The sequence below is a fragment of the Exiguobacterium sp. s127 genome (assembly GCF_018618695.1).
Lineage (GTDB): Bacteria > Bacillota > Bacilli > Exiguobacteriales > Exiguobacteriaceae > Exiguobacterium_A > Exiguobacterium_A oxidotolerans.
This window is the reverse complement of record NZ_JACSMO010000019.1, coordinates 1-24,036: the sequence shown is the minus strand read 5'-3', so window position 1 is coordinate 24,036 and position 24,036 is coordinate 1. Positions and strand designations below refer to the sequence as shown.

General features: G+C 43.7%; 17 protein-coding genes and 1 tRNA gene. 13 read left to right on the top strand and 5 right to left on the bottom strand.

From position 1 onward, the window contains the following. Positions 1–138: 138 nt before the first annotated feature. Positions 139–936 carry a class I SAM-dependent methyltransferase gene (locus tag KNP98_RS15555; RefSeq protein ID WP_088837274.1) on the top strand — a complete coding sequence of 266 codons (798 nt, stop codon included), beginning with the start codon at positions 139–141 and terminating at the stop codon, positions 934–936. Between the two features lie 69 nt (positions 937–1,005). Here the strand turns inward: KNP98_RS15555 and putP are convergent, their stop codons facing one another. Both putP and KNP98_RS15545 read right to left on the bottom strand, forming a co-directional pair. Beyond that, positions 1,006–2,478 carry a sodium/proline symporter PutP gene (putP, locus tag KNP98_RS15550; protein ID WP_088837273.1) on the bottom strand — a complete coding sequence of 491 codons (1,473 nt, stop codon included), beginning with the start codon at positions 2,476–2,478 and terminating at the stop codon, positions 1,006–1,008. A 332-nt stretch (positions 2,479–2,810) separates the two neighbouring features. Next, complete coding sequence (locus KNP98_RS15545; RefSeq protein ID WP_214765081.1) at positions 2,811–3,980, bottom strand: MalY/PatB family protein; 1,170 nt, start codon at positions 3,978–3,980, stop codon at positions 2,811–2,813. Positions 3,981–4,424: 444 nt separating this feature from the next. Here KNP98_RS15545 and KNP98_RS15540 point away from each other — a divergent pair. The 3 genes from KNP98_RS15540 to KNP98_RS15530 all read left to right on the top strand — a co-directional run bounded on the left by KNP98_RS15540 (position 4,425) and on the right by KNP98_RS15530 (position 6,425). Next, positions 4,425–4,495: transfer RNA gene (locus tag KNP98_RS15540), tRNA-Thr, on the top strand. 94 nt (positions 4,496–4,589) lie between these two features. Continuing rightward, positions 4,590–5,468, top strand: a complete 879-nt coding sequence (locus KNP98_RS15535) for a helix-turn-helix domain-containing protein (protein WP_214812223.1) — start codon at positions 4,590–4,592, stop codon at positions 5,466–5,468. Between the two features lie 87 nt (positions 5,469–5,555). Next, positions 5,556–6,425, top strand: coding sequence for a helix-turn-helix domain-containing protein (locus KNP98_RS15530; RefSeq protein ID WP_214765080.1), 870 nt, complete (start codon positions 5,556–5,558; stop codon positions 6,423–6,425). Here the strand turns inward: KNP98_RS15530 and KNP98_RS15525 are convergent. Next, positions 6,422–7,051: an FMN-dependent NADH-azoreductase gene (locus KNP98_RS15525; RefSeq protein ID WP_088837269.1), complete on the bottom strand. Its 630-nt coding sequence runs from the start codon at positions 7,049–7,051 to the stop codon at positions 6,422–6,424. The genes KNP98_RS15530 and KNP98_RS15525 overlap by 4 nt on opposite strands. Positions 7,052–7,218: 167 nt before the next feature. Here KNP98_RS15525 and KNP98_RS15520 point away from each other — a divergent pair, with 167 nt between their 5' ends. Then, positions 7,219–9,063 carry a putative bifunctional diguanylate cyclase/phosphodiesterase gene (locus tag KNP98_RS15520; RefSeq protein WP_214765079.1) on the top strand — a complete coding sequence of 615 codons (1,845 nt, stop codon included), beginning with the start codon at positions 7,219–7,221 and terminating at the stop codon, positions 9,061–9,063. Between the two features lie 60 nt (positions 9,064–9,123). Here KNP98_RS15520 and KNP98_RS15515 read toward each other — a convergent pair whose 3' ends face one another. Next, positions 9,124–9,801 (bottom strand): amino acid ABC transporter permease, encoded by a 678-nt coding sequence (locus KNP98_RS15515; RefSeq protein WP_214765078.1) that lies wholly within the window; start codon positions 9,799–9,801, stop codon positions 9,124–9,126. Then, complete coding sequence (locus KNP98_RS15510) at positions 9,798–10,640, bottom strand: transporter substrate-binding domain-containing protein (RefSeq protein WP_088837266.1); 843 nt, start codon at positions 10,638–10,640, stop codon at positions 9,798–9,800. The genes KNP98_RS15515 and KNP98_RS15510 overlap by 4 nt, the downstream gene beginning before the upstream one ends. Before the next feature lie 291 nt (positions 10,641–10,931). Between KNP98_RS15510 and gltB the strand changes: the two genes are divergently transcribed. The 8 genes from gltB (at position 10,932) to KNP98_RS15470 (ending at position 23,584) form a co-directional block, all read left to right on the top strand. Continuing rightward, a complete protein-coding gene (gene gltB / locus KNP98_RS15505; protein WP_214765077.1) occupies positions 10,932–15,407 on the top strand; it encodes a glutamate synthase large subunit in 4,476 nt (1,491 codons plus the stop codon). Beyond that, positions 15,407–16,873 (top strand): glutamate synthase subunit beta, encoded by a 1,467-nt coding sequence (locus KNP98_RS15500; protein ID WP_088837264.1) that lies wholly within the window; start codon positions 15,407–15,409, stop codon positions 16,871–16,873. The genes gltB and KNP98_RS15500 overlap by 1 nt, the downstream gene beginning before the upstream one ends. A 146-nt stretch (positions 16,874–17,019) precedes the next feature. Continuing rightward, positions 17,020–17,313: a PTS sugar transporter subunit IIB gene (locus KNP98_RS15495; protein WP_214765075.1), complete on the top strand. Its 294-nt coding sequence runs from the start codon at positions 17,020–17,022 to the stop codon at positions 17,311–17,313. Then, positions 17,306–19,324 (top strand): BglG family transcription antiterminator, encoded by a 2,019-nt coding sequence (locus tag KNP98_RS15490; RefSeq protein WP_214812220.1) that lies wholly within the window; start codon positions 17,306–17,308, stop codon positions 19,322–19,324. Before KNP98_RS15495 ends, KNP98_RS15490 begins: the two co-directional genes overlap by 8 nt. A gap of 211 nt (positions 19,325–19,535) precedes the next feature. Continuing rightward, a complete protein-coding gene (locus KNP98_RS15485; protein WP_088837261.1) occupies positions 19,536–20,969 on the top strand; it encodes a PTS mannitol transporter subunit IIBC in 1,434 nt (477 codons plus the stop codon). A 20-nt stretch (positions 20,970–20,989) separates the two neighbouring features. Further along, positions 20,990–21,427: a PTS mannitol transporter subunit IIA gene (locus KNP98_RS15480; protein WP_088837260.1), complete on the top strand. Its 438-nt coding sequence runs from the start codon at positions 20,990–20,992 to the stop codon at positions 21,425–21,427. Between the two features lie 2 nt (positions 21,428–21,429). Then, the gene (locus KNP98_RS15475) at positions 21,430–22,575 is read left to right on the top strand and encodes a mannitol-1-phosphate 5-dehydrogenase (protein WP_088837259.1); all 1,146 of its coding nucleotides are present in this window, start codon (positions 21,430–21,432) and stop codon (positions 22,573–22,575) included. 211 nt (positions 22,576–22,786) lie between these two features. Beyond that, the gene (locus tag KNP98_RS15470; protein WP_214812217.1) at positions 22,787–23,584 is read left to right on the top strand and encodes a hypothetical protein; all 798 of its coding nucleotides are present in this window, start codon (positions 22,787–22,789) and stop codon (positions 23,582–23,584) included. Positions 23,585–24,036 lie beyond the last annotated feature (452 nt).

Genomic DNA, 24,036 nt, shown 5'->3' with positions numbered 1-24,036 from the left:
CTGAACGCCTCTTAGCTTCTTCAACCGTCGGGACGACGGGGTTAGCCTGATCAGGTTTCGACCGTCAGGTCGGATAACTCAGGAATCCTACACCTCTAAGCGAAGCGTAGGTGGAGGTAGTTCAAGGGAGTGAATCAAGTGAAGAAAGAACAGGTGTTGTTGACAACATGTTTAAGACCGACCGCTGCCGTCGAAACACGCTTACATCAGTTGATGCAAGAGGGAGCGCTAGACTTTCAGGTTGTCGAACGTAAAAAACACAGCATTCAGTCGTTACAACAAACCCACCGCTTACCCCTTTTAGTCGTTGACAAGCAACGGTTGGAATATTATCCGTTAGATGAAGAAGCCTCGTTTTTCTTTCATCCGTCTAGTGCGGTCTTTCGGATAAAACAATTTGATGCATCGGGTCATGATCCATTAATTGCAATCGCCAAGCTTAAGCCGGGAATGACCGTTCTTGATTGCACGCTAGGATTAGGAGCGGATGCAATCGTCATGAGCCATGCTGTCGGCTCAAGTGGTCAAGTCGTAGCGTTAGAGAGTAAAGCAGAAACGGCACTCATCGTTCGTGAAGGACTGATTGCTTGGCAAGAAGGCTATGAGCCGATCAATGATGCCATGCGCCGGATCGAGGTGCTGAACGAACAACACATCCGTTATTTAAAGACCTTGCCCTCGGATTCATTTGATGTCATCTATTTTGATCCAATGTTTGAAAAGACAGTGACGGAGTCGACGCATTTGAACGGCCTGCGCACCCTTGCTGACTATGAAGTATTATCGATTGAGGCAATCGAGGAAGCAAAACGAGTCGCAAAGAGACGAATCGTCTTAAAAGCCCATTTTGAGAGTGAGTTGTTTAATCAATTTGCTTTTGAGCGTATTAAACGGAAATCATCGAAACTTCATTACGGTGTGATTGAATTGACGTAATCTAGTACGACGAAAAAATCTCCACCCTCATCAGTCGACGACTGAACAGGATGGAGATTTTTTTAGTGTTTATTGTGTGACTTCTTTTAATTCTTCTTCCATATCATCAAACTTGTCTTGTACAGAGTCAACAGGTTGTTTCGTAAGAAGGCTGACGACGACTGTAAAGAGAAGACTTGTAAAGAATCCTGGAACCATCTCATAAAGCGTATCGCTAAAGTTGAGTTGGACCCATAGAATAACTGTGACGGCACCAGAGATAATTCCGGCAAGTGCCCCTTGTTTCGTCATCCGTTTCCAGTAAAGTGAAAGCAAGATGATTGGTCCGAATGCAGAACCGAAACCAGCCCATGCGTAACCGACAAGTGAAAGAATCGTCGCTGAAGGGTTCCAGGCAAGGAATGTTCCGATCACTGCGATGGCTAAAACTGCACCACGACCGATTAAAACAAGTTGTTTGTCTGACGCTTCTTTATGCAAGAACGTCTTATAGAAGTCTTCCGTCAGCGCACTTGATGTAACGAGCAGCTGAGAAGAAATTGTCGACATGATTGCTGCCAAGATGGCTGCCATCAAGAAGCCAGTGATATACGGGTGGAACAAGACATCAGCGAAACGAATAAAGACCGTTTCTGGGTCACCGAGTGCATTACCTTGTCCTTCAAAGTAGGCAATCCCGACAAGACCTGTCAACATCGCACCTAAAATTGAGAAGAACATCCAACCAATCCCGATACGACGGGCTTTTTTCAAGTCCTTAACAGAACGAATTGCCATAAAGCGGACGATGATGTGGGGTTGACCGAAGTAACCAAGTCCCCAAGCGAGGAATCCGATGATTCCGAGGACAGTCGTTCCTTTGAACGGATCAAATAGTGTAGGATCTAAGTTGTCCGCATAGTTGAATGCGCCGTCGACACCACCAACATCCGTCAATGCGACGATTGGTACGAGAATGAGGGCGACGAACATGATACAACCCTGGACGAAGTCGGTCCAACTGACTGCGAGAAAACCGCCAAAGAGTGTATAGGCGACAACGACCGCAATCGTCAAGAGCATACCATAATGATAATCAAAGCCAAATGAACTTTCGAACAATTTACCACCCGATACAATACCGGCTGAAGTATAGAACGTAAAGAAGACGATGATGACGATCGCAGAGACCGTCCGTAAGATACGTGATGTATCTTTAAAACGATTCTCCAAGAAGTCTGGAATCGTAATTGAATCGTTTGCCATTTCCGTATAGAGACGAAAGCGTGGAGCGAGGACGATATAGTTGATGTAACAACCAATCAGTAATCCTAATGCAAGCCAAAGTGCTGAAACGCCGGTAGCATACATGGCACCAGGAAGTCCCATCAACATCCAACCACTCATGTCAGAAGCACCAGCAGATAGTGCTGTTACGCCCGGTCCTAAGTTACGACCGCCTAACATGTAGTCTTCCGTGTTTGTCGTTCGTTTATACGCGATGTAACCGATGGCAAGCATCATAAATAGATACAGGCCAATTGAAATCCATTCTTGCGACATAAAAATAAATCCTCCCATGCATGTAGTTGTCGTCGTCTGTTCGGGATAAAAAAGTTAAAAAGTGAACATCGATGACTTATTTGTTCCCAACCTTACAGGTGACAAAACTACATTGCAAGTCCTTGCAAACAGGCGGAAAATGGCTTCAAGCCTAGTCTATCAAGGGGTTGGGACACTTTTCGTCCCTGCTAAAGTTCTAATTTTCTGATTTTCGTCACTTTATTGTAATGGTTAAATCGGATGAACGTATTTCAGTATTTGTGAAATTAGTGTAAAATGTGAAAAATTAAAAAACAGACTAGCATGTGCTAATCTGTTTAGAGAAAAATCATTTACATCAAGCTGAGGTATGCGTCATGCAGCCGGTCGAGTGCTTCGTCTAGTTGGCGCCGCGGGCATCCGAAGTTTAAACGTTCGAATGTCACGCCGTTCGTTCCGAATGCTTTTCCATGGGTTAAGGCGAGGGATGCTCGTTCAACGAGCCAAGTCGCACGGTCGTCTTCGGTCAATCCGAGGCGCTCAAAATCAATCCAAAGTAAAAAGGTTGCATCAGGTTTGACGACAGATAGTAACGGCATCTCCGTTTCGATTCGTCTGAGAGCATGGTCACGATTCTGCTCTAAATATAAGAGAAGTTGGTCAAGCCATTGTTCGCTCGCTTTATCCTCATAGGCAGCGATGATTGCTGTTGAGGCAAACGCGTTCGGATGAACAAAGTTTGCTTGCTGGACACGTTCGATTTCCAAACGAATGGTTTCGTTCGGAACAACTAGATAAGAAGCATAAAGTCCTGGAATGTTGAATGTTTTTGAAGGTGCACTGACGAGAATTGCCTTCTCATATGAAAATGCTGAAATCGGATGGTGTTTGTTACCGGAAAAAATCAAATCAGCATGGATTTCATCGGACAGAAGATAAACGTCATATTTCTTGGCCAACTCAACAATTGTTTCAAGTTCACTCCGATTAAACACCCGACCAGTTGGATTATGGGGACTGCATAAAATCATCATTTTCGCAGTTTTCATCTGTGCTTCAAGACTCAAGAAATCAATTTCATAACGTCCTGCAATCAAGCGGAGCGGATTTTCAATGAGCGTTCGATTGTTCGATTGAATGATTTGGTGAAACGGGGGATAAACAGGAGTTTGAATGATGACCTCATCATGCTCATCGGTCAGTGCCAAGAGACTGTGTGCTAGAGCAGGGACGACGCCACTCGAATAAAGGAGCGATGATTGTTTAATCTGTTGATCATAACGTTTCAAAAACCAGTTTTGAATGGCTTGTTTGGCTCGATCTTCGAATAGGGAATAGCCGAAATGACCGTGTGCAATCCGTTTTGTTAATGCCCCGACGATTGAATCCGCTGGTCGGATATCCATATCGGCGACCCACATCGGAATTAATTCTTCTGCTCCATATAAATCTTTTAAGCCGTCCCATTTTACCGAACCCGTCATTTTTTTATCAATGATTTCATCAAACATGTAATCTTTCATATGCCTCGACTCCTTCGTAAAATATGATTCATGTCTTCACCTTAGCGAACGGATTGAAATTCAGCAAGTTGAAAAATTGTAGGTTTTAGAGTGTACGCTTTTGGGAAAAACCATAATCGTACACAAAAAATAGACGGGGTGAATAAGATGTTGCATTCAAAAGTATTGGTAGGACGTACGCCTGAGGAGTTAGAAGAACGAATGAATCATTTCTTCGAAGAAAACGGAGTCGGTTCAAATTCAATCATTACACTTAAGTTTTCTACATTCGTTGCATCAAAAGCAGACGAACATTACTCAGTTCTTATCGTGTTCGATAATTCGCTAACAAAAACCGTATTATAAGTAAATAACTCTTCTAAATTGGCAGACTTGGCAACGTCTGTCAGTTTTTTTATTGAAGAAATATTTCATCTAAGCTATACTGATATCAGAAATATGTACGCTTCCGTAGGTTAATGGCAGACCTCAGCAATGGTAATGCTGCAGTGCGAGTTCGATTCTCGCCGGAAGCATCGAATAAATAAGTCTTCCGTAACAAGTAAAATTAACTTGGACGGGGGACTTTTTTTACTCTATTTGCTCGTTTTATATTAAAGGAGAAAAAGAATGACTTCTGTACAACGAACAATTGGTACGCGCTTAAAGAAATTACGTCAAAAGAAAAAAATTACTCAACAAGAATTGAGCCGAAATATTTGTAGTCAAGCTGAAATTAGCAAAATAGAAAATGGGAAAAATTCACCGACGATTGAACTACTTCAAGATGTAGCGAAAAAGCTACGTGTTCCGGTCTCTTTCTTTTTTATGGAGGAAGAAGAGATAGAAGAATTTCACCGAATTAATCATCAAATAACACAATTGATGCGTGCTCAAAAACATGCAGAGATTCTTAAAATCATCCCACAGAAACTAAAAAATACGACTGCAGAAGGCACGAGAATTTTATTGAGATATTATCAATTGATTAATGAAGTGGAAATGAAAAAAATTGATTATCGTACGTGTATTTCTCAGTTATTGAAGTTGGTAAATGATAAATTAATCCTTGAAGAGTACTTTTTAATTTATGTCAGGATTCAGATGGCTGTTGCCGTCCTGTATACTAATAATAAAGAATACATGCATGCTCACAATATTTACAAAGAGACTTTGAAATTAGATTATGTGACCGATGATTATAAAAAATTAATGCTAAAAGTAAAATACAATTATATTAGAAATTTGATTAAACTGAAAAAATTTTCACTTGTGATTGCAGAGTCCACCGAGGGCATTAATGAAAGCAACAAAATGCAAGACATGAGTTATCTGGGGCACTTTTTTTATCAGCAAGGATATGCGCTTGAACAAGTGTGTGCGTCGTCAGAAAAAATTAAAGAAGCATATACGCAGGCTTACGTAGTATTTATTGCTACTGAAAATAAGGCGTATAAAGAAATACTAGATGAATACCTATTCGAGTTAATGTATTTTACGATCGATTAGCGTTCTGCTTATATTGATCGTATTCTAATTGAATTGGTCCTAAAAAAAGTTATCAGCTTACTTTCAGTATGAAGGAAGGAAAGAAGAATGAATTCATTACCACTTTCCATTGGAAACGAAATCAAACGAATTCGAAAAGAAAAAAAATTGACACAAAAACAATTGTGTGATGGGATTTGCAGTCAAGCAGAAATCAGTAAAATTGAGAATGGACGAAATTCTCCAACAATCGATTTATTACAACAAATTGCGAAGCGGCTCCGTGTACCCATATCATTATTATTTCAGGATCGATTAGAAAGTGAACAATATCGTAAATATGATATGCATTTTTCTCAATTACTTCGAGAAAAAAAGTTTGGACAATTAGAGGAGGAAATATCTAAAAAAATTGTGAATCAAACGAAAGAAATGACGTTATTAAAGTCTTATTTTGAGATTTTATTAAAATTTAAAATAGCTCATATTGATTATCGCACGGCCTCTTCATTGTTATCTCATCTGACAAAGAAAGAAGACATTTGGTATGAGTCTCCTCAAGTGTTCATTCGAATCAAAATGGCAATTTCTAATTTGTATGCTGAAAATGACCAATTTCATTTATCAGAAAAAGTATATTTAGAATTAGAATCTTTATCATATGATACGTTGGAATTAAAGAAACAGTTATTAAAAATTTATTATAACCATTCGCAACTGCTGACATTTCAAAAAAAATATGATGAAGGAATGGCGTTAACGGAGAAAGCATTAGTAGAAAGTCTCGCTTTGAATGATTCTTCCTTTATCGCTCATTTTTATTATCAACGTGGATACTATAACGAAGTATTAGGAAACATTGAATCGACGAAGCGAGACTATACGGTTGCTTACACGTTATTTCGTACTTTTCATTTAAAGACTTATGAAAAAATTGTACTTAACGGAAAAAAGGACTTTTTATTATTCACATTCTAAAAATCCATCCCAGCCTTCTCACATGCAAAGAGGGCTTTTTGAATCCGTTCTTCGGCTTGATTCGGATATTGTTGGTGCCCTTCGAGAATGATGGATTTGACATCCGTGATTCCGAAAAATTGCAGAATGTCCTGCATATACCGTACGGCATGGTCGGATTCGATTTTATCAGGCGTTGAATAGTCACCTCCACGAGAATGTAAGAGTAGTACACGTTTACCAGTCACAAGTCCGACGGATCCTTCAGCAGTGTAATGAAACGTTTGCCCGGATTGCGCGAGATAATCCATATAGTTATGCAAGGGAGCAGGAACACTTAAATTCCACATCGGAAAAGAAAAAACGATTTTTTCTGATTCTAAGAAACGATTTAAATATTCTTGTAACCGTTCCGCCTGTTCGGCTTCCTCTTGATCGAGCGTTTCCCCTCGAAATAGTTTCGCGGCAGATTTAGCGAGACGTAAATCAAAAAAAGGAAGGCGTTCTTCAAATAAGTTTAGGATGGTAATCTCATCTTCTGGATGTTCCTTGCGATAGGAAGCAAGGAATGCGTTATTCATCTGTGAACTAAGACTTTTCGATTGATGTGTACTATCATTGGCTTCGATAAACAGCAGATGGCTCATCGTTAAGCTCCTTTCTTAGCATATAATTAACACTTCTTTTAATGAATACCCGTTTCTCTTTTCATTTAGACGTTTCCAACTAAATCATTATTTTAGGAAAAATTAGGTTTTATAAGTATGATCTAAAGGAAAAAGACAATTGGATAGAACAGAAAAGAGGGATTCCTATGAAAAATCAGCAGCGACCTTCTTCCGCCAGTCTTCAGTATAATCGAGAAGCAAAAGCGAACTATCAATTGTTTGGCTCCATCATTTTAGTTCTGACGAGCTTGGGTGCGATTTTGTATGTGCTTACTAGTTTACTCAGTACATCCGGCTTGAACAGGTATGACCTTTTACGTGCTGGACTTATTTTTCTCGTAGGCATTTGTCAATTTCTGCTTGGGAAAAGTAATATGCCGGATCGTCTTAAACCCCACGTGATGTCGAGTGTTTTTTTACTAATTCCTTTCATCTATTATCCCTTCCTCGAAAGTGGTGCTCAGACCGTTTGGGCAGCTGCGATTCTTTTTTTACTGAGTTCTCTTGTCGTCATTAATCGAACGATGCTCGTCTATGCGACGGGGACGACGATCATTTCTCTCTTATACATTTGGTTTAATGCACCGAACGTCACGTCCGTTACTAATACAGCAGATTATATCGCACGAATCGGCTTAGTCATCATTGCTGCGCTGATCAGTTTATTGATTCATCGTCAGTACGTGACACGATTAGAACGTAATATCGAGTATCTTTCACGCTTACAAGAGCAAGCCTTTCTTGATCCGGTAACAAAACTCGCTAATCGGTCTTATTTCGTTCTTGAAGTCGAAAAAATTTCAAGCGAAGGAGATGCAATTTGTTTAATTGATTTAGATGACTTCAAAACGGTCAATGATGCCTTCGGTTACCGGACGGGAGATCGCACGTTGCATATGGTTGGGAGTAGACTCATGAATCGTTTTCCCGATTGTTTAATTGCCAAAGCAAGCGGAAGTGCTTTTTTACTTCATGCGAAAGGTCATGCTGGTATTGAACTGCTATGCGAGGAGGTTTTAACATGTGTCGCTGAACGCGTACAAATTGATTTCAAACAAATCAATGTCACAGCGAGCATCGGTGTTTCTTTTATTTATGACGAATCCATTGATCATGTCATCAATGATGCAGAAGTTGCATTGTTCACAGCTAAATCGAACCGAAAAAACACGTATGCAATTACGGATGCAGAGACTCAAAATCAGCGTAAGCGAGCGCTTCAGCTGACACGCGATTTGTACGATGCAGAACTCGATCGAGATTTTTTTGTACTGTTTCAACCGCAAGTAGAAGCAGACAGTCACAAAATTACTGGAGCGGAAGCGCTTGTGCGTTGGAATCATCCCAAGTATGGAATGATTTCCCCTTTAGAGTTCATTCCGATTGCGGAGCGGACGCGTTTTATTGAAACGCTAGGAGGATGGGTGATGCGCCGCGCTTGCGCGCAAGGAAAGACGTGGTTGGATCAAGGACATGGAGCGATTACGATTGCAGTCAATGTCTCCCCGTGGCAATTAAGGCAACCCGATTTTACCGAAAGAGTACTGACGATTCTTGAAGAGACACATTTTCCGGCATACTTGCTTGAAATCGAAATGACAGAACATATTTTTATCGAAGGAACGAATCAGATTATCGAGACCTTAAACGAACTTCACCTTCATGGGATTCGAATTGCACTTGATGATTTCGGGACAGGTTTTTCTTCAATGCAAACACTCGTAGAATTACCGTTCGACCAGTTAAAGATTCCTAAAGAAATCGTTCAAGAAGCAATCCGTTCAGATGAGAAGCGTGCAATCGTCGAGATGATTATTCAGTTAGGAAGACGGTTAAACATGACGATTGTTGCTGAAGGGGTCGAGTTAGTCGAAGAAGCAAGGTTATTAAATCAGTTAGGGTGCCATACGTTGCAAGGTTATTTGTTCCATAAACCTCTTCAAGCTATACAAATTGAACTCTTTTTAGCTAAGAACTATAGACAAGGCTAAAGCACCGCCCGCTTGACGAGTCGACTTTCCTCGTCAATCGGGCGGTGCTTTTTATGTCGGTTAAAGATAACGAGCAAAATGACGCTCTAGAACTTCTTGTACAGCTGCAATCAATGCGCAAATTCCCCAATAGATGAAGGCGATTACGAAATAAACCGTCATGTAATCGAATTCGCGTCCACCGACGATTTTTGCACGTTGAAAGATTTCTGGGACGGTAATCATCGCAGCTAAAGAAGACGCTTTGACTAAATCGAGTAAAACGTTCGATAAAGGTGGGATTGCCAAACGAATCGCTTGCGGGAGAATGATTCCGACTAGGACGCGATAAGGAGAGAGGCCGAGAGACTGGGCAGCCTCTCTTTGTCCTTTGTCGACAGACACAATGGCGGAGCGAATGATTTCTGCCATGTACGCAGCACTGTTGAGACTGAAGCCCGTTATCGCTGCTGTTAGCGCATCGAGTTCGATATTGATCACAGGTAAGCCGAAGTACAGCATGAAAAGAATCACGAGGATCGGTACACCGCGCATGAATGAAATATAGAGCGTCGCAGTCAGGCGTAAAAAACGAGACGCTGATAAACGAGCAAGTGCAAGCAACAAGCCGAATATCAGACCTAATCCCATGCTTGCGAATGCAATCCATAATGTATGTCCAAGTCCTCCTAAGATAAAGGGAAACGCATCAACCGCTAACTCAGGATTAAACACGGAGCGCCAGTCGACATTGCTCAATTCACATCCACAATCGTCGTTTTGACGTCAGGCATTTTTGAAACATCTTTGTTGGCGTAATATTGCTTTGATAATTTTGCGAGCGTACCGTCTTTTTTCATCGCCTCGATTTGAGCGTTAATGTTTGATTGGAGCTCTTTATTATCAAGATCCATGATGAGACCGACTTGACTCGGATTATAGGCGATGTCCGGGTGGATCGTGATGTCGAAGTCTTTGAAGAAATCGACAGCAAGGCTTTGAAGATAATAGTCGTTCAAGATGACATCCGTTCGACCATTCGAGACGTCGCGGAGATATTGATCGTTCGTTGCATTATCATATGTGACTTCTTTTGCACCATATTTTTTAGCGATTTGCATGTAAGTCGTCGTTGCCTCGCCAGCTGCTTTTTTACCTTTTAAATCCTCAAGAGATTGTATGTCAGATAAATCACTTTTACGAACGATGGCCGTTCCGTACGTATACTTGTAAGGTTTTGAAAATGCGAATTTTGCTTTCCGTTCTTCTGTGATTGTAATATCGTTTGCGGCAAGATCGACTTGTCCAGTATTGACGCTCGTCAACATACCATCGAATGACATCTCTTTGAAGTTTACTTTTAGATCGAGTCGTTTTGCGACTTCTTTAACGACTTCGACGTCAAAGCCAGTCAACTTGTTGCTCTCTTCATCATGAAACGACGTTGGATAAAGTGTTCCGGCAGTAGCTACTGTCAACGTCCCCTCCTTAACGATTTTGTCATATGCTGTCGTCTTCTCTTCTTCCTGACCACAAGCGCTAAGGAAAAGGGTAGTTCCTGCAATCAAGAGCCCTGTCCACTTTACTGAATTTTTCATAACGTACTTCCTCTCTAATCAAAATAATAGATTTCTCTTTATTAAAAATACCACGCTTGAAACACTCGTTGCAAAAAATAAAATTTAAACGAGAATAATTCTTCTGAAAAAATAATTAGTATGATTATTCATCTTTATGTAAGCGTTAACATTGTCTAGCCTCAGGGAATCATAAGTGATTTGGATATAATAGTTTCATTTATACATGGTGGCGAATAATCATAAAAGAGTGTAAAGTATATTTTAACTGAATATACAGAAAATTTAGAACGTGTTAAGGAGAGTGAAATTATGTCATTTCATCAATTGCCTGAACGGCAAGGTTTATATGATCCGAAGCAAGAACATGATGCGTGTGGAATCGGAGTCTATGCGCACCGAACCGGGAGACCGAGCCATGAAATCGTCGAAAATGCACTCGCGATGCTCTGTCAGATGGAGCATCGAGGCGGACAGGGGAGCGATGCGAAAACAGGGGATGGTGCCGGTGTCTTAACTCAAATTCCCGACCGTCTCTTTCGGGAGACATTTCGGAATGTAACCTTACCGAAAAAAGGAGATTATGGTGTCATGATGATGTTCCTGCCTCGGGAGGAACGGTCGAGACAGCGACTCGAACGCGCTTTAGAATCAATTATTTTATCAGAAGGACAACGGGTGATCGAGTGGAGAACGGTACCAGTCTCGAATACAGTGATTGGTGAAAAAGCACGTCAAACAGAACCGGTCATTCGCCAATGCTTCATTGAAGCGAAGGACATTGAAGGGTTGGCCTTCGAACGAACGTTATTCATGATTCGTCGTTCTTTTGAACGAGAAGCAAATCGTCTCAGGATCGAACAGTACGTGCTCAGTAGTTCGAGTGAGACTATCGTCTATAAAGGACTTGTCACTACAGATCAGCTCGGTCAGTATTTTGATGATTTACGTGATGAACGGTACCAATCGGGGTTTGCGATTGTTCACTCACGTTTTAGCACGAACACCTTCCCGAGTTGGAAACGAGCTCACCCAAACCGCTATTTGATTCATAATGGAGAAATCAATACGTTACAAGGCAATATTCAAGCGATGCGTGGACGCGAAAAAAGTCTAGCAAAAACGACGTATGGTCGCCGTGCAGATGATGTGCTCCCAATCCTCGATGAATCAGGAAGTGACTCGTCGATGCTCGATAATGCGTTTGAATTTTTATACTTGTCTGGTTTGACGTTAGCGGAAACAGCTTTAATGCTGGTTCCAGAGCCATTCGAGCATGCGGAAGTACGGCCGGCGAAACGTGCTTATTACGAGTATCACAGCAGTATGATGGAGCCATGGGACGGTCCGTCTGCCATCGTATTTACGAATGGGAAACAAATTGGCGCGACACTTGACCGAAATGGACTCAGACCTGCCCGTTATATCATGATGCGCGATGGTCACTTTATGTTGTCCTCGGAATCAGGTGTCCTCCCGATTCCGGAAAAAGAGATTTTGTATAAGAAACGTTTGATTCCTGGTGAGCTCCTCTTGCTTGACTTTGCTTCCGGTCAGCTGATTTCTGACGAAGAAGTGAAACGGGATCTTGCGATGCGTCATCCTTATGCCGAATGGTTATCAGAAGAACAGATTCAATTACCGACGTTAATGCACTCAGAAACGATTGAGGAATTAGGTACGACGCAACGTCTGTTTGGATACACGCGAGAAGATATCGAGCAATACTTGATTCCTCTCGTCGAGGAAAAAAAAGATCCGCTTGGTGCGATGGGAACGGACATCCCACTCGCTGTATTAAGTGAGCGACCACAATCGTTGTTCCGTTACTTCAAACAATTGTTTGCCCAAGTCACCAATCCACCAATCGATGCGTTACGTGAACAAATCGTCACGTCAACGATGACCTGGCTCGGGCGTCAAGGTGAACTATTGACCCCGAACCGGAAAAACTGTCGTCGGGTCCGCTTGAACTCACCGGTGCTAGTTCCGGCTGAAGCGCATGCGCTCAGTCAAACAAAGTTGAAACAAAAAACGTTATCAACATTGTTTACGAATCAAATGGAAGAAACACTTGGAACGCTCCTCGAAGAAGCGGTTCATGCCGTCGAATCGGGTTGTGAGTTGTTGATTCTTTCTGACCGGAACATTCGACCTGGAGCCATACCGATGCCAATCCTGCTCGTGACGAGTGCCGTGCATCACCATTTAATCCGTAAAGGGCTTCGGACAAACGTCAGTTTAATCATCGAAGGGGGAGAAGTCCGGGAGGTGCATCACTTCGCGGCGCTGCTCGGTTACGGAGCTGACGCAATCTACCCGTACCTTGTATATGCGACACTCGATGAAGCGATTGGTGAAAAACACGCGGACAATGCTGTTCGTTATCGTAACGCCGTGACGGAGGGGGTCGTCAAAGTCATGTCGAAGATGGGGATTTCGACCGTCTTCAGTTATCGGGGGGCGCAGATTTTCGAAGCCGTCGGGATTTCGACGGACGTCATCGATCGCTACTTTACGGGAACAGTCTCTCAACTCAGTGGTCTGTCGCTCGCTTTGATTGAAAAGGAAGCGAAACGTCAACATGAGGAAGGGACGAAACGGACGTTCTTGGAATCAGGTAGTGTCTTCCGGTACCGTAATGACGGAGAACATCATGCGTTCAATCCGGCGACGATCCATTTGTTACAACATGCTTGCCGAACTGGGGACTATCAGTTATTTAAACGGTACTCAAATCAAATTGCAGAAGAACCCGCAACCTTCCTGCGCCATTTGTTGACGTTCAAGGAAACGACACCGATTCCGCTCGAGGAAGTCGAACCCGCGAGTGAAATCGTCAAATTCTTTAAGACCGGTGCGATGTCGTACGGTTCACTATCGAAGGAAGCTCATGAAACACTAGCGATTGCGATGAACCGTCTAGGTGGTAAGAGTAACAGTGGTGAAGGTGGCGAAGAAGAGGAACGGTATCAACTCGACGAAAATGGTGACTCACGGATGAGTCGGATTAAACAGATTGCATCAGGTCGGTTCGGCGTGACGAGTCATTATTTGATCCATGCGGATGAACTCCAGATTAAAGTCGCACAAGGCGCGAAGCCAGGCGAAGGGGGACAACTTCCAGGCGAAAAAGTGTATCCGTGGATTGCGCGGGTCCGTGCTTCGACACCGGGTGTCGGTCTGATTTCACCACCACCACATCATGACATTTATTCAATCGAAGACTTGGCTCAATTGATTCACGATCTAAAGCGGGCAAATGACGAGGCGCGGATCAGTGTTAAGCTTGTCGCAAAAGGAGGCGTCGGAACGATTGCTGCCGGTGTCGCCAAAGGACTTGCCGATGTCATCGTCATCAGTGGGCATGATGGAGGAACGGGGGCTTCCCCGAAGACGAGTATCCAACATACGGGCTTACCGTGGGAACTGGGACTCGCTGAGACGCATCAAACGCTAGCCTTGAATGGTCTGCGGGAACGGGTCAGCTTAGAAACGGACGGTAAGTTACTAACTGGACGCGATGTCGTCATCGCAGCGATGCTCGGGGCGAATGAATATGGATTTGCGACAGCACCATTGATTGCCGTCGGTTGCATCATGATGCGTGCCTGTCATCTAGATACGTGTCCGGTCGGTGTCGCGACACAGGATCCGAAGTTGCGTGAAAAATTCACCGGATCTGCCGATCACGTCGTCCATTTCATGACGTTCGTTGCGGAAGAAGTTCGTGAATATTTAGCTCAACTCGGCGTCCGTAGTCTAGCGGAACTCGTCGGACGGACGGATCTTTTAATGACATCGGATCGTTTGACGAATCACTGGAAAGCAGCCAGTCTCGACTTTTCTCGACTACTTGTTCAACCAACATATGATTCGACGTCGACACAAGCGCAAGATCATGCTGTCGCGAAGTCGTTTGACCACCTTGAAATCGCTCCGTTGCTTGATCATGATGCATTTACGGAAAAACAAACATTTGCGCTTGCGATTACGAATACAGACCGGGCAATCGGTACGAATACCGGATCACGTCTGACACGGATGTTCGGAGAAATGGGCTTACCTTCCGATCGCCTAACATTGAACTTGACAGGATCAGCCGGACAAAGCTTAGGTGCATACGTGCCTCGCGGAATGACGTTGAACGTCGTCGGGGATGCTAATGATTACGTTGGAAAGGGATTATCTGGAGGAATTCTTTCGGTTCGTCCTGATATGAAGACGAGTTTTGTTTCTTCAGAGCAAGTCATCATCGGTAACGTCGCGCTTTATGGTGCGACGAGTGGGGAACTGTACGTCAATGGACAGGCAGGCGAACGGTTCGCCGTTCGAAACAGTGGTGCGACGGCAGTCGTCGAAGGAATCGGGAATCATGGCTTGGAATATATGACGGGCGGGAGTGTCGTCATTCTCGGTGACGTCGGAAAGAACTTCGCTGCCGGTATGTCAGGTGGTGTCGCCTACGTCTTACCGAAAGACATCGCGTTGTTCCGCTCGCGCGTCAATCTCGAGCTCGTCACGATGGGCGCAGTAACAGACACGGAAGAAGCGGCACGCTTAAAAACATTTATCGAACGTCATGTCGTACGGACGAACAGTGAACAAGGACATGCGATTCTTTCAAACTGGGATCATGTTTTGAGTTCGTTTATTCGTGTCATTCCGACGACCTATCAAGTCGTCACGACATTGATGGCCGATTATGCGAAAAAAGGACATAATACGGAAGAAGCGATGTTGTTAGCGTTTGAGACACACCTCGGACGCGGAACGGGAGGTCAATAATGAAAAGACGCGATAAATTCATGAGTGTTCCTCGCCAGTCCGGACGAGAGCGCGCCAGTACAGAACGGATTCAAGACTTTAATGAATATAAAGAAGCATTTTCTGAAAGTGAGGCGTCGGAACAAGCCAGCCGGTGTATGGATTGCGGAACCCCGTTTTGTCATGTCGGCGAGACCTATGGACATGTCAAAATTGGTTGTCCGGTCTACAATTTGATTCCCGAGTGGAATCTCCTCGTCGAAGAAGGAGACTTTAAAGGAGCGCTCGAGCGCCTGCATCAAACGAACAACTTCCCGGAGTTCACGGGACGTGTTTGTCCCGCACCGTGCGAAGGTTCATGTACGTTATCGATTAATGAACCGGCCGTCGCGATTAAACAGATTGAGCGTACAATCATCGATATCGGCTTTGAAAAAGGATGGGTCGTTCCGCGGGTGCCATTGAACCGGACGTCCCATCATGTGGCAGTCGTCGGTTCTGGTCCGGCAGGGCTTGCCGCGGCCGATCAATTGAATCAAGCAGGGCACCAAGTCACCGTTTTTGAACGGGAAGATCGTATCGGAGGTCTGTTGACGTACGGGATTCCGGCGATGAAGTTATCAAAAGATATCGTCGAGCGTCGTGTCGATCTGCTCAAAGCAGAAGGCATTCTCTTTAAGACCGGCGTAACGATCGGTCTTGATGTGACGCTGGACGAGCTTGAACAAGCGTTTGATGCCGTCATTCTTTGTGTCGGTGCAACGGAACCAAGAACGTTACCAAATCTTCCGACGAGCGGTGTCGGTTACGCGATGGACTATTTAACAAGCGTGACGCGCCATCTGTTGTCGAATCAATCCCTGCTTGAGCAACACGATACGCGAGGTAAAGATGTTCTCGTCATCGGTGGCGGAGATACGGGAGCGGACTGTGTCGCGACGGCACTCAGACAGGGTTGCCGTTCTGTCGTCCAGTTCGGGAAGCATGAAATGCCAGGTCAGGTCCGGGCGAACGACAACATGTGGCCGGATACACCGAACCTCTTTACACTTGACTACGGTTATGCAGAAGCATTCGATCAATTCGGACGTGATCCTCGCGAATATTTGATCGCGATCACACGTTACACGACAAGTGATTCCGGTCGCTTGACAGGGGTTTGGACGATTCATAATGAAAAAGTAAAGCAAGCAGATGGGTCAATTGAATTCCGAGCAATTGAAGGAACAGAAAAATACTATACGGTCGACTTGATGCTGATTGCAATCGGCTTCAGCGGAGTCGAGCAGACGGTCTTGAATCAACTCATCGTTGAATCAGAGCGAGGGAAAATCAAGACGAAGGGATATGCAACAAATCGGAAGGGTGTCTTCGCTGCAGGGGACGCACGGCGCGGACAGTCCTTGATTGTCTGGGCGATCCGCGAAGGGCGGGAAGTGGCAGAAGCAGTCGAACGACATCTGTCACTGATGACTCAAACGGGCTAATTCATTTAACGTCATGTATGGGAACAGTTAAGTTTCCACACATGACGTTTTTGTTGTTCCTTAAAAAAAGTCTGAAAAATGTCTGTAGAAATTAACATTTTTAATGACACATCCGCTAGGATTAAAGAAAAGAGGTGGGTGATGACGTGAAACGTCTTAAAATCGGATTCGTCTGTGATTCTGGGTTAGTAGGGAGCGTCTTAGGAGCGAACGTGCTACGAAAGCGCCTGCGACAGGAGCAGTTGCAAGTCGATGTTCAGAGTTATCGTCTGAAGGAGGTCCCTACTGAAATACATCTGATTGTCGGACCTGAGAAGATTGTCCGCCAAGTGACGGGGGTGACGGATTATCGCGTATGCATCGTCAATCATCTGTTGTCTGAAGCGGCTTACGATGAAGTGATCACTGTATTAAGAAAAGAGTTGATTAAGGTTGATTGAGTTTTCTACACGAGAACGTGAAGTCTTATTTTATTTGTTGACAAAAACAGAGCCTGTTCAAGTCCAAGAAATTGCAGAAACGCTTGGAACGTCCGAACGGACCATTCAGCGTGAACGAGAACCGATTGCTCAAACAATTGCTTCTTTTCAGTTAGAACTGGATTATATTCGAGGAAGAGGATTAGTGCTCGTTGGGGATGAAAGTGACAAACGGAAGCTCCGAGAGGCATTGTTATTATCACATAAAGCATTACCTTCGACGGATGACCGGCAAGTTGAGCTCACTTATCGTCTCTTACAAGAACCGGGCATGATTAAATTACAGGCACTTGCGCATGCGATGTACATCGCACCGAGTACGATCAGTCAAGATTTAGAGCGGATTGATGAATGGTTTCAACAATATGATTTAGAGTTGCGGCGGAAGAAGGGGATCGGAGCTGAAGTCATCGGCGAAGAAATCAATAAGCGTCGTTTATTGCTTTCGCTTATTTTCACGCAATGTGATGTATTGTCCTTTTACCGGTTGCTCCAAGGGGATCTTAATCAATTACCCGATCTTTTGCATCCGGCGCGTAATCAGTGGGTCGAAGCAATCAATCAATCCTATGCAGTAATCGCTCCCGTAATAAAGCAACAGGAACTGAGCGACCGGTCAATTATGCGAGCCACACTTAGTTTGGCGCTCCAAGCGATTCGGATGGAAATATTTCCAATGCGCTATGAATTGAAAACGTACCCGGTCGAAGTGCTTCAACGGGTAGACATCATCGGACGACGTCTACCCTATGCGTTGACAGTTGCGGAGCGTCAATGGATTTCAGAAGAACTACGCAATTTTCAACAAGATCAACTAGACAGTTCTGAAGAATTGGTCATTCGATTGCGCGTCAAGCGATTGATTGAGGAAGTCTCTCTTGTATATGGAGAGCAGTTTACAGAAGACAGTGCCCTTGAGCGGGGACTCGTTTCCCATATCATGTCCTATACGCGACAAAACGTCATCAATCCGTCTTATGTCATCAAGCAGATTGAAAGGGAGTATCCACGGCTGTTCGATTCGGTTAAACAGGTGGCGCAAACCGTCTTTTCGGATCAAGCGTTTGCTGATCATGATTTAGCATTTTGGGTGATGCATTTTGGAGCGGTATTAAGTAGACCTGTCGTAAAAGTTCCGTATCGCGTTCTGGTCGTTTGTTCAGCAGGACTTGGCTCTTCCAAATTATTAATGAACCGGTTGCGACAAGAGTTTTTAGAACTTGATCAAATCGAAAATTCTTCCTTGTTCGGGATTGATCGTTTGAATTTAACTGATTACGACTTTGTATTATCGACAGTTCCGTTGCCGGATATCAGTCAACCACATTTACTCGTCAACCCCTTACTTCCGCAAGATGAAGTCGATCGTGTCAGAAAACTACTTGTCTCGCTTCCGAAATCATTTAAACAACCCGCCCGAAAAGAGGTACAGGGGTGGTTAGATTTAAAACGATTAGAACAACTTGTGAAAACGGCACGTGAATTGACAGAATTTTTTTCGATTGAGTCGATTGCTTCACAGTCAGAAGGCCTAGAAGAGCTGCTTCTTGAAGTAAGTAATGTGATGGTTATGAAAGATATCGCGCATTCAGCGGTCCAGCTGTCGACACAATTGTTGCGGCGGCATGAAATGTCAGGTCTTGGAATTCCAGGAACACGGCTCGCATTATTCCATGGACGTGACAGTTCAATCAAACAGGGTGCCTTTTTAATTTTCGAGCTGAATCAAGCTATCGATTTGCTCGGAATGGATCAAGTCATCCATCCAGTTGAGCGGATTTTAGTACTTGTCGCGCCCGAACAAGCACCGGATGAACTTCTTCAATTGCTGAGTTCAATCAGTGGTGCAATCATTGAAAGTGAAGAACGGACGACTCAGTTTGAATATGGCGATGAACAACAATTGGACACCGTCCTCAATGAAACATTCCGCAAAGTCATTGAACGGGAGTTGAATGTTACGGAAGTTTGATGTGATGAATGAATCGAATAGACAATGAAAAATGGAATTCGTCTCGTGACGAATTCCATTTTTCATTGTCCGCTGTACTATCTTTTTCACTTGTCCAACTACCTTGCCAAAACGCGAACTAGGAAAGATTGAGTAAGCGTTTGCAAGCAGTATACAATAAACATGTAGCAAAGAACGACTAACTGAATTTAATGAAATGGAGGCTATAGAGATGGCAACTGCAACTAAAGGAATCCGTGGATTACGGGTACAAGTACAACGATTTGGGAGTTTTTTAAGTGGGATGGTCATGCCGAATATCGGTGCATTCATTGCTTGGGGAATCATTACAGCACTATTCATTCCAACCGGTTGGGCACCAAACGCAAGTTTAGCGGAGTTGGTAGGTCCGACAATCACGTATCTCTTACCGCTCTTAATTGGTTTTACTGGTGGTAAATTAATGCATGACGTTCGAGGGGGTGTCGTCGGGGCGCTCGCAACGATGGGTGTCATCGTCGGGACGGAAATTCCGATGTTCCTTGGAGCAATGATCATGGGGCCTCTCGGTGGATTCGTCATCAAGAAATTTGATCATTTCATCGAAGGAAAAGTGAAACCAGGTTTAGAAATGCTCGTTAACAACTTCTCTGTCGGCATCATCGGTGGTTTGTTGATGATTGGAGGATTTGAAATCTTCGGTCCGATCATGACTGGGTTGGATGATGTCATGGCGGCGGCAGTTGGTGCAATCGTCAGCGCACAATTATTACCACTTGCGAGTCTCTTCATCGAACCCGCAAAAATCTTATTTTTAAATAACGCCATTAACCACGGAATTTTAAGTCCACTTGGTCTCGATCAAGTCAGTGAAGCAGGAAAATCCGTTTTGTTCTTACTTGAAGCGAATCCGGGTCCAGGGCTTGGATTATTACTCGCATACTCAGTCTTTGGTTCAGGTGCAGCGAAAAAAACAGCGCCAGGTGCTGCATTCATCCAGTTCATCGGTGGGATTCATGAAATTTACTTCCCGTACGTACTAATGAAGCCAGTTCTTCTTCTCGGTATGATCGCGGGTGGAATGAGTGGGATTTTGACATTTGTTATATTTGATGTCGGTCTTGTCGCTCCGGCTTCACCAGGTAGTATCATCGCTGTTCTTGCGATGGCAGCACGTGGATCATATGTCGGCTTGATTGCGGGTGTTCTCATCTCTGCAACGGTAACGTTCGTAATTTCTGCTGTCTTACTCAAAACGAGCAAAGCGAAGGAAACGTCACTTGAAGAAGCAACGGCGAATGTCGGTGCAATGAAAGGTAAGAGTTCAATCACGTCATCACTTGTCGCAGCAGATTCTAAAAAATCACTCGCTGAAGTCGAACACATTATCTTTGCGTGTGATGCTGGAATGGGTTCGAGTGCGATGGGAGCTTCCGTTCTCCGGAATAAGATCAACAAGGCTGGCTTGCCGATTAAGGTGACGAACACGTCAATCAGTAACCTGCCAGCAGACGCAGAGTTCGTCATTACGCACCAAGATTTGACGGAACGTGCAGTCGAACAAGTTCCAGATGCAGAACATCGCTCGGTCGAAAACTTCTTGAATGCTGCATATTACGATCAGCTCGTTCAAGAAATTGAAAAGGCACGCAATAAAATTTCTTAAAAATTAGAGGGGGATTTACAATGGCAACAGCAATGAAACTAACAGAAGATATGATTTTACTCGATCAGCAATTCGATTCAGAAGAAGCGGCAATTCGTGCGGCGGGGAAACTCCTCGTCGATCACGGTTTTGTCCGCCCGGCCTATGTGGACTCGATGTTAGCTCGAAACGAAATGTCGAGTGTATATATTGGGAATCATGTTGCGATTCCACACGGTACGGAAGAAGCAAAAAGTGAAGTCGAAAAATCAGGATTATCGATTCTTCAAGTCCCGGGCGGTGTAACGTTTGGTACTGAACCAGCAAAATTAATCATTGGGATTGCTGGTGTTGGTGATGAGCATTTGGAGATTTTATCAAATATCGCAGTGATTTGCTCAGATGAAGACAATGTCGAGCAGTTGATTCAAGCGAAAACGAAGCAAGAAATCATCGAACTGTTATCGATGGAGGTGTAAAAATGAAAGCCGTTCATTTTGGAGCAGGTAATATTGGACGTGGCTTCATCGGATTACAACTTGTGAAGTCAAACTACGAAGTTTGTTTTGTTGACGTCAACACGACCGTAGTAGACGAATTAAAGTCTCGAGGCACATATGAAGTCGGCTATGCAGCTGAAGGAATGGCAAATGAGACCGTAACTGGTGTTACGGCACTCAATAGTATGACGGAAGCAAACGATGTCATCGCAGCAATTGCAGACGCAGAAATTGTTACGACGGCTGTCGGACCAGCACTGCTTTCGAAAATTGCACCCCTGATTGCTAAAGGGTTGGAAAAACGAACAAAAAATCAACCCATTTATGTCGTCGCTTGTGAAAACATGATTGGTGGATCGACACACTTACAAACAGAAGTGGCACGTCATACGACGTTAACTGAAGCTGCAAGTTATTTTCCAAATGCAGCGGTCGATCGTATTGTACCGCTTCAGCGTCATGAAGATCCGTTGTACGTTGAAGTCGAACCATTTTTTGAATGGGTGATTGAAACGAAACGATTGCCGGCAGATTATCCAGTTTTAGAAGGCGTAACATATGTCGAGGAAATTACACCATTCATCGAACGAAAGCTGTTCACTGTCAATACAGGTCATGCACTCACATCGTATCTAGGTGCATTATTCGAAAATGAAACGATTGCCCAAAGCCTGCAAGATCATCGTGTCCGACGCGGGGTCCAGACGGCTCTTTACGAAACAGGATGGTTGTTACTAGAAAAATACGGGTTTGACGCGAAAGAGCATAGTGCTTATATCCAAAAGAATATTCAACGGTTCGAAAATCCGCGGATTCATGACGAAATCGTTCGTGTTGCCCGTTCGCCAATCCGTAAACTCAGTCCGAATGATCGCCTTGTCAAACCAGCGCGTGAATTGATGGAGCGTGGCATCGAAGCGAATGGACTAGCACTCGGAATCGCAGCGGCGTTAACGTATTCTGACCCGAATGATTCGGAATCTGTTGAATTGAAAACATTTATCGAAACAAAGGGGATCGAAGAGACTTTAGTGACGTATCTTGGCCTTCAGCCGAATGAGCGTCTCGGTCAATTAATCATCAGCCAATATAATCAAATCAATGATTCAATCAATTCGCTTGCTTAAGTAGTTAGGGAAGGGTAAAGAAATCGGGCGTGCGTCCTCAGTGATGCACGCCCGATTTCTTTTTAACGATGTCTATTCTTAACATAAATGAACAAGAATTTGTATACGAGATTTGGAATATTCGAAAACGAATATTATTTCCGTCAAATAGATTGTACGCTATAGAAACGGAACCTGTCTGTTTCGATTTTTTCTATAAGAAGGTGGAAACATGCTGAATTATAAAGTGAACGTCTATATGATCAATGGTTCTCGACCAAAGAATGGGAAATCGGGTAGTTTCAAAAATTTGATTTATACGAGTCAGTTTCTTTCCTACACACCTGTCGACTTAGTGCATCAATTGATTTTAAATCGATTGATGATTGAACAAGATAAAAATACAGGATTGATGTATACACTTGAAGTCAATACCGTGATTGATCAATATGTCGTCGATGTCCGTGTTTATGCAGAAAAGACGGTTGATCCGCAAATCGAGCGTGATTTGATTGAAATCATTGAACGTGAAGAAGTCAGACACATCCCATCCCTTGAAATCGGAAAACCAGACTTTGCGGAATTCGCGCATCTCGTTCTTCATGTTAAAGAGTCAAGTTTACGGTTTACCCAAGACCGTGTACAAAGCATCTTCGACGAGTCTGGCGTTCGTGGAAGAATCATTCTTCAAAAGGAACGGATCGATAGCCGTGAACCTTCGCATTCAATCCAATTGTTGATCGGTGGTTCGGAAAAAAGTTTATATAGTTTATCGCAGTACCAACTCGATCCGTTGTTCCGGAAATATGGTCTCGTGATTCAATCATTGAATTTATTGCCATTTGACTTATTTTCGATTCGGGAAAAAGTAGCGATGTTATCTTCAGCAGACGAATCACGACTATGGATTGATGATATCACGACTTCTAAGAATGGCAGAAGCCATCAAATTTGTTTTCATGATGGGCAGGAATGCATGACCGTCATCTGTGATTATCGTGGGTCGATTCGTTCGTACAAATGTTCTTGAACTACCTCCACCTACGCTACGCTAAGAGGTGGAAGGTTCCTGAGTGATCCGACCTATCGGTCGAAACTTTATCAGGCTAACCCCGTCGTTCCGACGGTTGAGAGTTAATCTTGTCAGTTTCTTTTGCACGGATGCCTACTTTGCTTGGTTTTCGCTACTTCGGTCATTCGTAAGGTGAACGTTGAAGATTTTACGTGACAGACGAACTCCCTGTCACAACCCTATATCTTCAGTTTTTAAAGAACATGACATTGATTTTATTCCTGATTTTGAGTGTTTTTGAACCAAGAATGTCGTGCAATTGACGTGTCTCAAGACACGTCGCATACATAAGACAAACCTTCATTTCCAAGTGGAAATGAAGGTTTGTCTTATGTATGCGTAAAAAATATGACACTCCATTAGGATTCCGACTGGAATCCCATGACCAATTGGCCAATTTTTTGAGGTTC